Genomic DNA, 14,452 nt, shown 5'->3' on the forward strand with positions numbered 1-14,452 from the left:
GATTTTGTTTAGAAGCTATGGTATAATATAAAAAACAAGACGGTTGAGCAGCCATGAGAGGGCTGCTTTCTTCTGTTTATTTAACAATTTACAAGAAGTGTAAAAATAGAAGATATAAGACCTGAAAAAATAGAGAAAACAGACATATAAGTAGAGCTTTTTTCAGGAAGCTCTATTTACATGTAGAACACGAGGTGAAGAAATGGCAAAACAAAAGCAAAGAGGGACGAAAGCAAAAGCAAGACGCGCGATAAAGCCAACTTTATATTATGAAATCGTCGGTTTAACTCTTTTTGCACTTTCAATCATTACGATTTTACAGCTAGGCGTTGTAGGAAAATCGTTTGTGTTATTTTTTCGCTTCTTCTTTGGTGAGTGGTACATAATTGGTGTGTTAGGTGTAATAGCTTTATCGGTTTCGTTTGTTATCAAACGTGGATGGCCGAACCTTTTAAATAAACGGTTAATCGGTTTTTATTTAATAGTATTGGCGATATTAATGTTTAGTCATATTACATTATTTAACCTACTTACGAAAGATGGAGCAGTGCAAAATACTTCTGTTATTGTGAGTACGAAAGATAACTTCTTTCTTGAAATGAAAAAGGGTCCAGATAGCGTTCATTTAGGCGGTGGTATGTTTGGCGCGCTTATGTTCGCGACATGTTACTTCTTATTTGATGAAGTAGGAGCCTATATTATTGGAATTATTTTAGTGATTCTAGGCATACTTTGTATAACAAATAAGCATATTGGGGAAGTACTTGCCCCTGTAGGAAGAATCCTTAGAAGTCAATTTGAGGTAATGCAAGGGGATTATAAAGATTGGAGATCCAAAAGAACGGCTGAACAAACAGAAAAGAAAAAAACAACGAGAAGCACAAGGAGCAAACGTGCTGCAGAACAAGAAGAAATTATTGAGCCGATGGAAGAAATCTCAATCGATCCTCCCATTATTTCGAATTTCACTGAGAATTATCCAGTAAATGAAGAAGAGGATAAACGAATTGGCGAAATACAGGAAGCAGAGTTGATCACTTCACCGTCTATTGAAGAGGCTCCGCCTGTTGAAGAATCTAAGAAAAAGCGTGGAGAAAAAATCGTTGAATCGCTAGAGAGTGAAACACAAGCGCCTCCTATGCAATTTTCAAATGTAGAAAATAAAGATTACAAGCTTCCTGCACTTGATATATTGAAATTTCCAAAGAATAAGCAAGTTACAAATGAAAATGCGGAAATTTATGAGAATGCTCGTAAATTAGAACGTACATTCCAAAGCTTTGGAGTGAAAGCGAAAGTAACAAAAGTACATAGAGGTCCTGCAGTCACAAAATATGAAGTATATCCTGATATGGGAGTAAAGGTAAGCAAAATCGTTAGTTTAAGTGACGATTTAGCACTTGCTTTAGCTGCGAAAGACATTCGTATCGAGGCACCAATTCCCGGGAAATCAGCTGTAGGGATTGAAGTTCCGAACTCAGAAGTTTCTATGGTAACACTTCGAGAAGTCCTTGATTCTAAGGCTAATAATCATCCAGAAGAGAAGTTGTTAATTGGTCTTGGACGAGATATTACAGGTGAAGCTGTATTAGCCCGCTTAAATAAAATGCCCCATTTACTAGTAGCCGGTGCGACGGGTAGCGGGAAAAGTGTATGTATTAACGGTATTATTGTTAGTATTTTAATGCGTGCAAAACCACATGAAGTAAAGTTAATGATGATTGACCCGAAAATGGTAGAGTTAAATGTATATAACGGTGTTCCACACTTATTAACACCAGTTGTAACTGATCCGAAAAAAGCATCGCAAGCTTTGAAAAAAGTTGTGAGTGAGATGGAGCGTCGTTATGAGTTGTTTGCTCATAGTGGCACGCGTAATATCGAAGGGTATAACGACTATATAAAAGAACATAATAGTCAATCGGAAGCGAAACAACCGGAATTACCTTATATTGTAGTCATTGTGGACGAGTTAGCAGATTTAATGATGGTTGCTTCATCGGATGTAGAGGATGCAATTATGCGTCTAGCGCAAATGGCCCGTGCGGCTGGTATTCATTTAATTATTGCAACGCAACGTCCTTCAGTTGATGTTATTACGGGAGTTATTAAAGCGAATATTCCATCACGTATTGCATTCGCTGTATCTTCTCAAACAGATTCTCGTACAATTCTTGACGGTGGTGGTGCAGAGAAACTACTAGGTCGTGGAGATATGCTGTTTATACCAATCGGTGCATCGAAGCCTGTACGTGTACAAGGTGCGTTTTTATCAGATGATGAAGTTGAGAGAGTTGTAGAATATGTTATTGGTCAGCAAAAAGCGCAATATCAAGAAGATATGATTCCGCAAGATGTTCCTGATACGAAGCAGGAAGTAGAAGATGAATTATATGATGAAGCAGTTCAACTCGTAGTGGAAATGCAAACAGCATCTGTTTCTATGTTGCAACGTAGGTTTAGGGTAGGTTATACGCGAGCTGCCCGTTTAATTGATGCAATGGAAATGAATGGTGTAGTAGGTCCGTATGAAGGTAGTAAACCACGAGAAGTGCTCATTAATGATGTACAAGAAAAAAGTTCATAAAAAAAGCCTAATTGTTTTTACAATTAGGCTTTTTTATATACTGGTTTTGTTATATACTATATTCAGTGATTAAGAAAGGGCTTACATTGGAAGGGGTTCTTTAGAATACGAATGCTTTGAATATGTTTTTGGTGAATGTTCGATATTTAATGTAGAAAAATGTTAAATTTTGTTGACACGTATGAGAGCAAGTGGTAAGATTACTTCGAAAAGAATCACTGCCTCATATAATCTTGGAGATAAGGTCCATAAGTTTCTACCTGGCAACCATGAATTGCTGGACTATGAGGGGAAAAGTGTGTAACAAAGGATGTAAGAGATCTTTGTGCCGAACTTTTTCTCGAAATGAGGAATGTTTATGGTGCAAAGTTTTTTTTATGCAGTAAAGAGTGAAAATTTTATCTTAAAAAATTATTAATATTTATTCGACAATTAAGTTTATTTTTAGTGTTTAGCAATTTTTATTATGTTGTAAGTTGAAAAAAGAGAAAAGAAGTCTTACATCAGAGGTCGAATAATTGAAATGCGGGGGAGTCTTATGTCAGTAAAATCCGATAGTCGTCACCTATATTTACGGGTGATTGATCACATCAAAGAAAAAATTAAAGATGGAGCTTACAAAGAAAGACAGAAGTTACCATCAGAGTTTGATTTAGCGAAAGAACTTGGTGTAAGTAGGGCGACTTTAAGGGAAGCGCTGCGTATTTTAGAAGAAGAAAATGTTGTCATTCGTAGACATGGTGTAGGGACATTTGTAAATGCAAAGCCGTTATTTTCTTCTGGGATTGAACAACTTTCCAGCATTACAGATATGATTTCTAGTGTGGGGAAAACACCAGGAACTATCTTTTTATCATCATCTACAACAAGTTTAACAGAAGAAGAAAAAGAGAAGTTTAATAGTGACGATGGTTTTAATGCAGTAATGATTGAGCGTGTGCGTACAGCAGATGGGGAACCTGTTGTATATTGTATCGATAAACTTGCAAAAGAAATCTTGCCGGATTTATCGGGATACAACGAAGAATCATTGCTTACAGTGATACATAACAATACGCATAAACGTATCACATACGCGGTTGCACACATTGAGCCAATTGGCTATCATCCGAAAATCTCACCGATTTTAGAATGTGAACCAGAAACAGCACTGCTAGTTTTAAAACAAATGCACTATGATCAAAATGATGAGCCAATCTTATATTCTATCAATTACTTTAGAGCTGACAAGTTTAGCTTCCACGTATTAAGAAAACGTATGTAGGTAAGTTCCATTTTAGGGAGGTGACAGCAAGAAGTTAGGGACAGCAGCGTAAGAATAAAGAGAGATATATAATTTCAGGAGGGGTTTCTAGTATGAAGAAAAAAACAGGTCTTTTATTATCATTAACATTAGCAGCAAGCACGGTTTTAGGTGCATGTGGTAACTCGGATAAGGCGAGCAGTGACAAGAAAGAAGATAAAGAATTCAAAGTTGGTATGGTAACAGATGTTGGGGGCGTTGATGATAAATCATTCAACCAATCTTCTTGGGAAGGTTTGAAAAAGTTTGGTAAAGATAATGGATTAAAGGAAAAAACAAATTATCGTTACCTACAGTCTGAAAAAGAAGCAGATTATATTCCGAACTTAAAGAAATTCTCAAAAGATAAGTATGATTTATCTTTCGGAATCGGTTATAAATTAGAAGGTGCAATTAAAGAAGTTGCAAAAGAGTCTCCAAAACAACAATTCGCAATCGTTGATACTGTTGTAGATGCACCAAACGTAACAAGCATTACATTTAAAGATCATGAAGGATCATTCCTTGTGGGTGCGGTAGCAGCTATGTCAACAAAATCGAATAAAGTAGGATTTGTTGGTGGAATGAAGAGTGATTTAATTAGTAAATTCGAAAATGGATTTAAAGCCGGTGCAAAGGCAGTAAATCCAAACATTGAAATCGTATCTGAATATGCGGAAGCATTTGATAAACCTGAAAAAGGTACAGTTCTTGCATCAGCAATGTATGGTCAAGGTGTAGATGTAATTTATCATGCTGCTGGTGGTACAGGTAACGGCGTATTCACTGAAGCGAAAAACCGTAAGAAAAAAGGTGAAAATGTTTGGGTAATCGGTGTTGACCGTGACCAAAACCAAGAAGGTATGCCTGAAAATGTAACATTAACTTCAATGGTAAAACGTGTAGATATCGCTGTTGAAAAAGTAGCACAAGAAGCGAAAGATGGTAAATTAAAAGGCGGTAAAGTAGAAGCGTTTGGCTTAAAAGATGACGGTGTTGGTATAGCAAAAACAACTGACAACGTGAAAAAAGTTAACCCTGAAATTTTAACAAAAGTAGAAGAGCTTGAAAAGAAAATTACAGATGGTGAAATTAAAGTACCAGCTACAGATAAAGAGTATAAAGAATATGAAGCTTCTCTAAAAAAATAAATAGAGAAATAGCAAAGGTTAGTTCATAGAACTAACCTTTGTATGTATAAAACTTCCAAATTGCTTAATAAGTTAATAGTGTAATAGGGGAATGTTCCCTGTTAAAAGGAGGAACACAATGGAATACGTAATTGAGATGAATAACATTACGAAAGTATTCCCAGGCATTGTAGCGAATGATGATATTACGCTGCAAGTAAAGCAGGGAGAAATACATGCTTTACTTGGAGAAAATGGTGCAGGGAAATCCACATTGATGAATGTACTATTTGGTTTGTATCAACCGGAACAAGGTGAAATTAAAATTAAAGGAAAGTCTGTAAACATTACCAATCCAAATGTGGCAAATGACCTTGGTATTGGAATGGTTCATCAGCACTTTATGCTTGTTCATAATTTTACAGTTACAGAGAATATTATTCTCGGAAATGAACCGAAGAAAAAAGGGAAAATTGCTGTTGAGGAAGCTGCTAAAGAAATTCAAAAACTGTCTGAACAATACGGATTAGCTGTAGATCCATATGCGAAAATACAGGATATTTCAGTTGGTATGCAGCAGCGTGTAGAGATTTTAAAAACACTTTACCGTGGTGCAGAAATTTTAATATTTGATGAACCGACAGCTGTGTTAACACCGCAAGAAATTCATGAGCTAATTCAAATTATGAAGAAGCTTGTACAAGAAGGAAAATCTATTGTTCTTATTACACATAAGTTGAAAGAAATTATGGAAGTTTGCGATCGTTGTACGATTATTCGTAAAGGAAAAGGGATTGGAACGGTTGACGTTGCAAATACGGATGAAAATAAACTTGCAGAATTAATGGTCGGACGTCAAGTGAATTTTAAAACAGAAAAAATAGACGCGAAGCCAAAAGAAGAGGTACTTTCAATTGCAAATCTTGTTGTTCACGATGCACGTCAACTACCTGCTGTAAAAGGCCTTGACTTAACTGTTCGTGCGGGGGAAATTGTTGGAATTGCAGGGATTGATGGAAACGGACAAAGTGAATTGATAGAAGCAATTACTGGTTTACGAAAAGTTGAGTCAGGTTCTATTGCAATTAAAGGAAAAGAAATAACAAATTGGCCTGTTAGAAGGATAACAGAAGAAGGAATTGGTCATATTCCGGAAGATCGTCATAAACACGGCCTTGTTCTTGATTTTTCTGTTAGAGATAATATAGTTCTGCAAACGTACTATAAAAATCCGTTTTCAAAGAAAGGGATTTTAAATTTTAGTAAAATTACAGAAAAAGCAAAGGCACTTATTGAACAGTTTGATGTACGTACACCTAGTGAGCAAACGTTAGCGCGCGCTTTATCTGGGGGGAATCAACAAAAAGCAATTATTGCACGTGAAGTAGACCGTGATCCAGATTTATTAATTGCGGCACAGCCAACACGTGGTTTAGATGTAGGAGCAATTGAATTTATTCATAAGAGATTAATAGAGCAGAGGGATAAAGGAAAAGGTGTATTACTTTTATCTTTAGAGTTAGATGAAATCTTAAATGTTAGTGACCGAATTGCTGTTATTTATGAAGGGGAAATTGTAGCAATTGTTGATGCGAAAGAAACGAATGAACAACAGCTTGGATTGTTAATGGCTGGAGGAACAAAGAAGGAGCAGGTGGGTACAAATGGCTAAAAAACTTTTAACAGAACGAACGATAAATATTTTAGTCCCAGTACTATCCGTTATTTTCGGCTTACTTGTCGGAGCAATTGTAATGCTAGTTAGTGGCTATGATCCGATTGTTGGTTATAGTGCACTTTGGACAGGAATGTTCGGTAGCCCAAGTGCAATAGGTGAAACGCTTCGTACAATGATCCCGCTTATTCTTGCCGGCTTATCAGTGGCGTTTGCATTTCGTACAGGTTTATTTAATATCGGGGTAGAGGGTCAATTACTAGTTGGTTGGCTTGCAGCAGTTTGGTTCGGTTATGCAGTTTCGCTACCAGCTGTTCTTCACATTCCGTTATCTATTTTATTTGCAGCATTGGTAGGTGGAATTTGGGGTTTCATCCCTGGGTATTTAAAGGGGAAATTTCAAGTTAATGAAGTTATTGTAACAATTATGATGAACTATATTGCGTTATACGTAACATATGACATTATTAAGCGTTTCTTGCATGAGGGTAATGATAAAACGTACGACATCAAAGCGAGTGCGTCATTATCTTCAGACTGGCTTGCTGCCATCACTGATGGTTCGCGCCTTCACTGGGGAATTGTTGTAGCAATTTTAATAGCTATTTTAATGTGGTTCTTATTAGATCGAACAACTTTAGGGTATGAATTAAAGTCGGTAGGATTTAATCAACATGCTTCCCAATATGCTGGTATGAAGGTTTCTCGCAATGTAGTATTCTCTATGACAATTGCTGGTGCATTTGCGGGGATTGGTGGAGCGATGGAAGGGTTAGGAACATTCCAAAGTATGACAGCAATGTCTTCGTTTACAGGAGTAGGATTTGACGGGATTGCCGTAGCCTTACTTGGGGGGAATAATCCGTTTGGTATTATCCTTTCAGCTTTATTATTTGGTGGTTTGAAAAGTGCTTCCCCTCAAATGAACTTTGAGGCAGATGTACCATCAGAGCTTATTAATGTGATTATTGCATGTATCATCTTCTTTGTTGCATGTAGTTATGTGTTAAGATGGGCGCTTACACGCATGAGCAAGGAGGGGAAATAAATGAGCTTTTTAGATATATTAGCCATTCTTGTGACGGGTACGTTATATACATCAGCACCTATAATTTTTACAGCACTAGGTGGTGTATTTAGTGAACGGTCAGGTGTTGTAAATATAGGGTTAGAAGGACTAATGCTATTTGGTGCATGTATTGGAGTTGTTACAAACTTATTAATGGGTGATACTTGGGGAACGATGACTCCGTGGATTGCGTTATTATTTGCGGCAATTGGTAGTGGATTATTTGCATTACTTCATGCGGTAGCATCTATTACATTCCGAGCGGATCAAGTTGTAAGTGGTGTAGCGATTAACTTCTTATCTCTTGGATTAACGGTATTTGCAATTAAGAAGATTTTTGATAAAGGACAGACTGACTTTATTCAGTACCGTATTGAAAAGATTGATATTCCAGGCCTTTCGGATATTCCGGTTTTAGGGAAGATATTCTTCTCGAACGTACCGATAACGTCGTATATTGCTATTATTTTAGCATTCGTTGTTTGGTATGTTATTTATAAAACACCGTTCGGTCTGCGTCTTCGTGCGGTTGGTGAGCATCCAATGGCAGCTGATACGATGGGGATTAACGTATATAAAATGCGCTATATTGGTGTTTGTATATCAGGTGTGTTTGCTGGAATTGGTGGAGCAATTTTTGCGATGTCAATTTCTAATAACTTCTCAGGGGCAACTATTACTGGACAAGGTTTCTTAGCGTTAGCTGCTATGATCTTTGGGAAGTGGAATCCACTAGGTGCATTAGGTGCAGCGCTATTCTTTGGTTTTGCACAATCGTTAAGTGTAACAGGTGGAACAATTCCTGTGTTAGATCAAATTCCGAGTGTTTTATTAACGATATTACCGTATGTATTTACAATATTAGCACTTGTTGGTTTTGTAGGTCGTTCTGAAGCTCCGAAAGCATTAGGAACACCTTATGAAAAAGGAAAACGATAAGTATAAAAAAAGCTCGCACATTAGTGCGGGCTTTTTTACATAGACTATATTTAATACGGAATTTTACGATGTTCCTTACAAATGAAAGTTTTTAGAAAGAGCCTAATGTAAGTATAGTGAGGAAGAAAAGTTGATTTTTTATTTCTAAAAACTGTATATTGAAGAGGAATATTCCTACATACGCAAAGGAGGGCTATAAATGAAACTAATGGAACAACAGTTACATGAGTTAGGTGGTTTACGAGTACATATTATTCCAACAGATAAATATAAAACAAATACTTTTGTATTTCGTTTGAAAGCACCTTTAAATGAGGAGACGGTGACAGAGCGTGCCCTATTGCCATACGTATTGCAAAGTGCGACAGAAAAGCTTCCTTCTGTAATTCGTCTTCGTCAATATTTAGAAGAATTATACGGATCTTCTTTGGCAGTAGATGTAAGTAAAAAAGGTGAAGACCATATTATCTCTATTTATGTGGACATTGCAAATGAAGTATATTTGCATGATGCACCACCGTTATTTGAAAAAGCGCTTTCTATGTTATCGGATATAGTTTTACATCCAGCGACAGAAGGGAACGGTTTTCTACCTTCTATCGTAGAAAGTGAAAAAAGAGCGCTCTTGCAACGAATTGAAGCTACGTATGATGATAAAATGCGCTATGCAAACGAGCGTTTAATTGAAGAAATGTGTAAAGTAGAACCGTATCGTTTAAGTGCAAATGGGAAAAAAGAGAGTGTTTCTTCTATTACAAATGAAAGTTTGTATCAATATTATCAAAAAGTGTTAGCGGAAGATGAAATGGATCTATACATTATTGGTGATATTTCAGAAAACGCAGTGGATCTTGTAAGTAAGTATTTTTCTATTTCGGAGCGTCCTGTGAGGGAAAGAAATGTACTTCTTCATAAGAGAAATAATGAAGAGAAAGAAGTTGTAGAAAAACAAGAATTAAAGCAAAGTAAATTACACATCGGCTATCGTACGTTTATTACGTATAAAGATGAAGATTATTTTGCGCTGCAATTGTTCAATGGATTGTTTGGAGGATTTTCTCATTCGAAGTTATTCGTTAACGTCCGTGAAAAAAATAGTTTAGCGTACTATGCGGCATCCCGCTTTGAAAGTCATAAAGGCTTATTGTTTGTCATGTCAGGGATCGAAGCGAAAAATTATGAAAAAGCTGTTGAGATTATTAAAGAACAAATGTTAGCGATGCAAAATGGTGATTTTTCTGAAGAAGAGATGCATCAAACGAAAAGTGTCATTCAAAATCAAATATTAGAGGCGATTGATACACCGCGCGGATTTGTGGAAATGCTGTATCATGGCATTATTTCAGACCGTACGCGTCCGGTTGAAGAATGGCTTACAGGTATTGAAAGCGTGACGAAAGAAGAGATTGTGAAAGTTGCTAAAAATATTGAACTAGATACAATTTACTTTTTACAAGGAACGGAGGGAGAATAAATGGAGAAAATTGTTTATGAGCAATTAAAAGAGACACTCTATTATGAAAAACTTCCTAATGGATTAGATGTATATATTTTACCTAAGCAAGGATTTAATAAAACATTTGCAACGTTTACGACAAAATATGGTTCTATGGATAATACATTCGTACCATTAGGTAAAGAAGAAATGATTCGTGTGCCTGATGGAATTGCTCATTTTCTTGAGCATAAATTATTTGAAAAAGAAGATCATGATGCTTTCCAATTGTTTAGCAAACAAGGAGCATCGGCAAATGCTTTTACATCTTTCACAAGAACAGCTTACCTTTTTTCATGTACATCAAATGTAGAACAAAATTTAAATACATTGCTAAACTTCGTACAAGAGCCTTACTTCTCTGAAAAAACAGTTGAAAAAGAGAAGGGGATTATTGGGCAAGAAATTCAAATGTATCAAGATAATCCAGATTGGCGTTTATACTTCGGTTTAATTGATAGCTTGTTTGTAAAGCACCCAATTAAAATCGATATTGCAGGGACAATCGAGTCTATTAGTAAAATTACGAAAGACCTATTGTATGAATGTTATGAAACATTTTATCATCCGAGCAATATGTTACTATTTGTTGTGGGTGCGATTGATCCAGAGAAAACAATGGATTTAGTACGTGAAAATCAAGCGAAAAAAGATTATAAAAACCAACCAGAAATTGTACGTTCATTTGAAGAAGAACCAGATGAGGTAAATGAAAAGAAGAAAATTATTTCAATGCCTGTACAAACACCGAAATGTTTAGTCGGTATTAAGGCGACGAATTTAAAAGAAAAAGGGAAAGCTCTTTTAAAACAAGAAATTGCGCTTACGTTACTTTTAGATTATTTATTTGGAAAAAGCTCCGTTCATTACGAATCTTTATATAACGAAGGGCTTATTGACGATTCGTTCTCGTATGATTATACGGAAGAGAATAACTTCGGTTTTGCAATGGTTGGCGGCGATACGAAGCAACCTGATGAGCTGGAAGAGCGTTTGAAAGGTATTTTATTAAATACAAATTATGATCAATTAGATGAGGCGGCATTAGAACGAGTAAAGAAAAAGAAAATAGGTGGCTTTTTACGCTCCTTGAATTCACCGGAATATATTGCAAATCAGTTTACACGATATGCATTTAATGAATCGAGTCTGTTTGAAGCATTAACTGTATTAGAAGGGTTAACTGTTCAAGATTTACAAGAAGTAGCGAAAACATTATTATCAGAAGAAAGAATGAGCGTTTGTCAGGTTTTACCGAAGAAATAAAAGGTTTCATAATAATACCCTCATCTTATCATTGATAAATTGTAAGATGAGGGTATTATTTATTTGTAGGATAAAGATTTTGTTGAGATAAGAGAGGAATTATATGAAAAAGTATGCATTAGTAACTGGAGGGAGCGGAGGGATTGGCTCTGCTATTTCAAAACAATTAATTCAAGATGGATATACAGTATATGTTCATTATAATAACAGTGAAGAGAAAGTGAATGAGTTGCAGAAAGAATGGGGTGAAGTGATTCCCATTCAAGCCAATTTAGCTTCTGCTGATGGAGCAGAGCAATTGTGGGAACAAATTGAACAGCCTCTTGATGTTATCGTATATGCAGCTGGGAAGAGTATATTTGGACTCGTAACAGATGTAACGAACGATGAATTAAATTATATGGTAGAACTTCAAGTGAAGAGTATTTATAAATTATTATCAAAGGCACTGCCATCTATGATTCAGCGGAGAAGTGGCAATATTGTACTTATTTCGTCTATATGGGGACAAATTGGCGCATCATGTGAAGTGCTTTACTCGATGGTAAAAGGTGCACAAAATTCATATGTTAAAGCTTTAGCAAAAGAAGTATCATTAAGTGGAGTAAGAGTGAATGCGGTATCGCCAGGTGCAATTGAAACGGAAATGTTAAACGTATTTTCAGAAGAGGATAAGAATGGGATTGCTGAAGAGATTCCGTTAGGCAGGTTGGGACTACCAGACGAAGTAGCGAAAACAGTGTCATTCCTCGTATCGCCAGGTGCATCTTACATAACGGGACAAATTATCGGAGTGAACGGCGGTTGGCATTGCTAAAAATTTCTTACATAAAAAATAAAAAACTGTACAAATTAAGCATGATTCTATTACTAAGTAGTGAGGTGCTTACACATGTCAGTTTTAGATAATTTTGATCAATGGAAGAGCTTTTTAGGAGAAAGATTAGAACAGGCATCAGGAAAAGGTCTTGATGGCGGTGCTGTATCAGATATGGCATTTCGTGTTGGAGATTATTTAGCAAATGAAGTAGAAGCGCGCAACGATCAAGAGAAATTATTGTCTGAGCTTTGGAAAGTTGCTGATGAACAAGAGCAACATACAATCGCAAACTTAATGGTGAAGTTTGTACAACATAAGTAAAAAATAGAGAGGAGATTCTCCTCTCTATTTTTTTTGTATAATAATAACGCGGGTTAGATTATACATTTAGCTTCCCTATTAAGGTGAAATCATATAATATAGTACGTAGGTGTAAAGTAAGCAAGGGGAGTGATCTTGGATGATTGAATGGTATTTTGAATACGAAATACATAAAAACCGACCTGGCTTGCTTGGTGACGTTTCTTCGTTAATCGGTATGCTCGGCATTAATATTGTCACAATTAATGGTGTAGATAATGCACGACGCGGATTACTCCTTATGTGTGATAATCAAGAGCAAATCTCTAGACTTGAATCAATTTTAAATACGATGGATAACATAACGGTAACGAAATATCGTCCGCCAAAGCTAAGAGATAAGCTAGCGGTTAGACATGGTAGGTACATACAACGAGATGCAGATGATAAGAAGACATTTCGATTTGTACGTGATGAATTAGGATTACTTGTAGACTTTATGGCTGAAATCATGAAAAAAGAAGGTCATAAACTAATCGGGATACGAGGAATGCCTCGTGTCGGAAAAACAGAATCCATTGTTGCCGCAAGTGTTTGTGCAAATAAAAGATGGTTATTTGTATCATCTACTCTTATTAAGCAAACTGTTCGTAGTCAATTGATTGAAGATGAGTATAGCGACGACAATATTTTCATCTTAGATGGAATCGTGTCAACAAAGCGTGCTAACGAAAGGCATTGGCAGCTTGTTCGTGAAATTATGAGATTACCTGCAACGAAAGTTGTGGAACATCCTGACGTATTTGTGAGTCAGTCAGAATACACATTGGATGATTTTGATTATATTATCGAGTTGCGTAACGATTATGATGAAGAAATTCAATATAATTTAGTAGATGAAATTGAGCAAGGTACGCAAAATAATTTCTCTATGTTTGACTTTTAAAGAAATATTGAGGTGTTAGTAGTGACAGAATTAGGACAAAAGCTGAAAGAAGCAAGAGGAACGAAAGGCTTGTCTATTGATCAGCTGCATGAGGTTACAAAAATTCAAAAACGCCATTTAGTAGCGATTGAGGAAGGCAATTATGATGTATTGCCAGGAGCTTTTTATGCGCGTGCATTCATTAAACAATACGCAGATGCGGTTGGATTAAATGGAGAGGAACTGCTTGTAGAATATCAGAGTACGATACCACAATCTGAAAAACGCGACGTTCCACAAGTATCAACAGGACAAAAAACACAAGAAACAATGCAAAAATCTTCATCATGGCCAATTGCAGATCATATGCCGAAAATTTTAGTAGCGTTGTTAGTAATCGCATTTGGAGTGGTGATTTGGTTTGTTTTCCAAGCGTTAACTGGAAAAGATGATGAAAAAGTTCCGAACGCTCAAAGTGAGAAAATTGAGGTTAAAAAAGCAGAAAACTCTCCGTTAGATACGAAGAAAGATGAAGTGAAAGCGGAAGAGCCGAAAAAAGAGGAACCAAAGAAAGAAGAGCCAAAGAAAGAGGAACAACCAGCACAACCAACTGGACAAGAAGAAGTGAAAGTAGTTGGAACAGCCGGTAAAGTATCTACTTTGGAAATTCATAACAATAAAACATTAGAACTGGAAATATCGGGTAAAGGTGCGAGTTATGTAGATGTTAAAGATGATACTGGTAAAGTAATTTTAAACACTACAGTACAAGAGGGTCAAATAGAAAAACATGATGTATCAACAATAAAAGAAGTGCGACTTAATATTGGAAATGCAACGAATGTTGAAGTTAAACTGAATGGCCAAGTGGTCGCTTATCCATTGGATCCAGAAAAAGAACTTCACCAAAGATTGGTGATAAAAAACCAAGGGATAGAGCAACCTGCACAATAACAGTCATCGC

General features: G+C 36.3%; 12 protein-coding genes and 1 riboswitch. All 12 genes read left to right on the top strand.

Translation table 11 applies throughout. From position 1 onward, the window contains the following. Positions 1–202: 202 nt before the first annotated feature. The 12 genes from BAQ44_RS07815 to BAQ44_RS07870 all read left to right on the top strand — a co-directional run bounded on the left by BAQ44_RS07815 (position 203) and on the right by BAQ44_RS07870 (position 14,442). The gene (locus BAQ44_RS07815; protein WP_071721401.1) at positions 203–2,587 is read left to right on the top strand and encodes a DNA translocase FtsK; all 2,385 of its coding nucleotides are present in this window, start codon (positions 203–205) and stop codon (positions 2,585–2,587) included. 203 nt (positions 2,588–2,790) lie between these two features. Further along, a riboswitch (purine riboswitch) is annotated at positions 2,791–2,892 on the top strand. 233 nt (positions 2,893–3,125) lie between these two features. Further along, positions 3,126–3,851, top strand: a complete 726-nt coding sequence (locus tag BAQ44_RS07820; protein ID WP_061678186.1) for a GntR family transcriptional regulator — start codon at positions 3,126–3,128, stop codon at positions 3,849–3,851. A 92-nt stretch (positions 3,852–3,943) separates the two neighbouring features. After that, positions 3,944–5,020, top strand: a complete 1,077-nt coding sequence (locus BAQ44_RS07825; protein ID WP_063260403.1) for a BMP family lipoprotein — start codon at positions 3,944–3,946, stop codon at positions 5,018–5,020. Positions 5,021–5,138: 118 nt separating this feature from the next. Continuing rightward, complete coding sequence (locus tag BAQ44_RS07830; protein WP_071721404.1) at positions 5,139–6,671, top strand: ABC transporter ATP-binding protein; 1,533 nt, start codon at positions 5,139–5,141, stop codon at positions 6,669–6,671. Then, positions 6,664–7,722 carry an ABC transporter permease gene (locus BAQ44_RS07835; protein WP_001085261.1) on the top strand — a complete coding sequence of 353 codons (1,059 nt, stop codon included), beginning with the start codon at positions 6,664–6,666 and terminating at the stop codon, positions 7,720–7,722. Before BAQ44_RS07830 ends, BAQ44_RS07835 begins: the two co-directional genes overlap by 8 nt. Beyond that, entirely contained in the window at positions 7,723–8,682 is a 960-nt protein-coding gene (locus BAQ44_RS07840; protein ID WP_071721406.1) for an ABC transporter permease, read from the top strand. 199 nt (positions 8,683–8,881) lie between these two features. After that, complete coding sequence (gene yfmF, locus BAQ44_RS07845; RefSeq protein ID WP_061678184.1) at positions 8,882–10,156, top strand: EF-P 5-aminopentanol modification-associated protein YfmF; 1,275 nt, start codon at positions 8,882–8,884, stop codon at positions 10,154–10,156. Further along, on the top strand, positions 10,157–11,443 hold the full coding sequence (yfmH, locus tag BAQ44_RS07850; RefSeq protein WP_071721407.1) for an EF-P 5-aminopentanol modification-associated protein YfmH: 1,287 nt from the start codon (positions 10,157–10,159) through the stop codon (positions 11,441–11,443). Positions 11,444–11,546: 103 nt separating this feature from the next. Next, complete coding sequence (gene ymfI, locus BAQ44_RS07855; protein WP_071721408.1) at positions 11,547–12,260, top strand: elongation factor P 5-aminopentanone reductase; 714 nt, start codon at positions 11,547–11,549, stop codon at positions 12,258–12,260. A 75-nt stretch (positions 12,261–12,335) separates the two neighbouring features. Beyond that, positions 12,336–12,584, top strand: a complete 249-nt coding sequence (locus BAQ44_RS07860) for a DUF3243 domain-containing protein (RefSeq protein WP_000114455.1) — start codon at positions 12,336–12,338, stop codon at positions 12,582–12,584. A 139-nt stretch (positions 12,585–12,723) separates the two neighbouring features. Continuing rightward, positions 12,724–13,509, top strand: coding sequence for a DUF3388 domain-containing protein (locus BAQ44_RS07865; RefSeq protein WP_000574107.1), 786 nt, complete (start codon positions 12,724–12,726; stop codon positions 13,507–13,509). A gap of 21 nt (positions 13,510–13,530) precedes the next feature. Further along, positions 13,531–14,442, top strand: a complete 912-nt coding sequence (locus BAQ44_RS07870) for a helix-turn-helix domain-containing protein (protein WP_063260399.1) — start codon at positions 13,531–13,533, stop codon at positions 14,440–14,442. Positions 14,443–14,452 lie beyond the last annotated feature (10 nt).

The sequence above is a fragment of the Bacillus mobilis genome (genome assembly GCF_001884045.1).
GTDB lineage: Bacteria > Bacillota > Bacilli > Bacillales > Bacillaceae_G > Bacillus_A > Bacillus_A mobilis.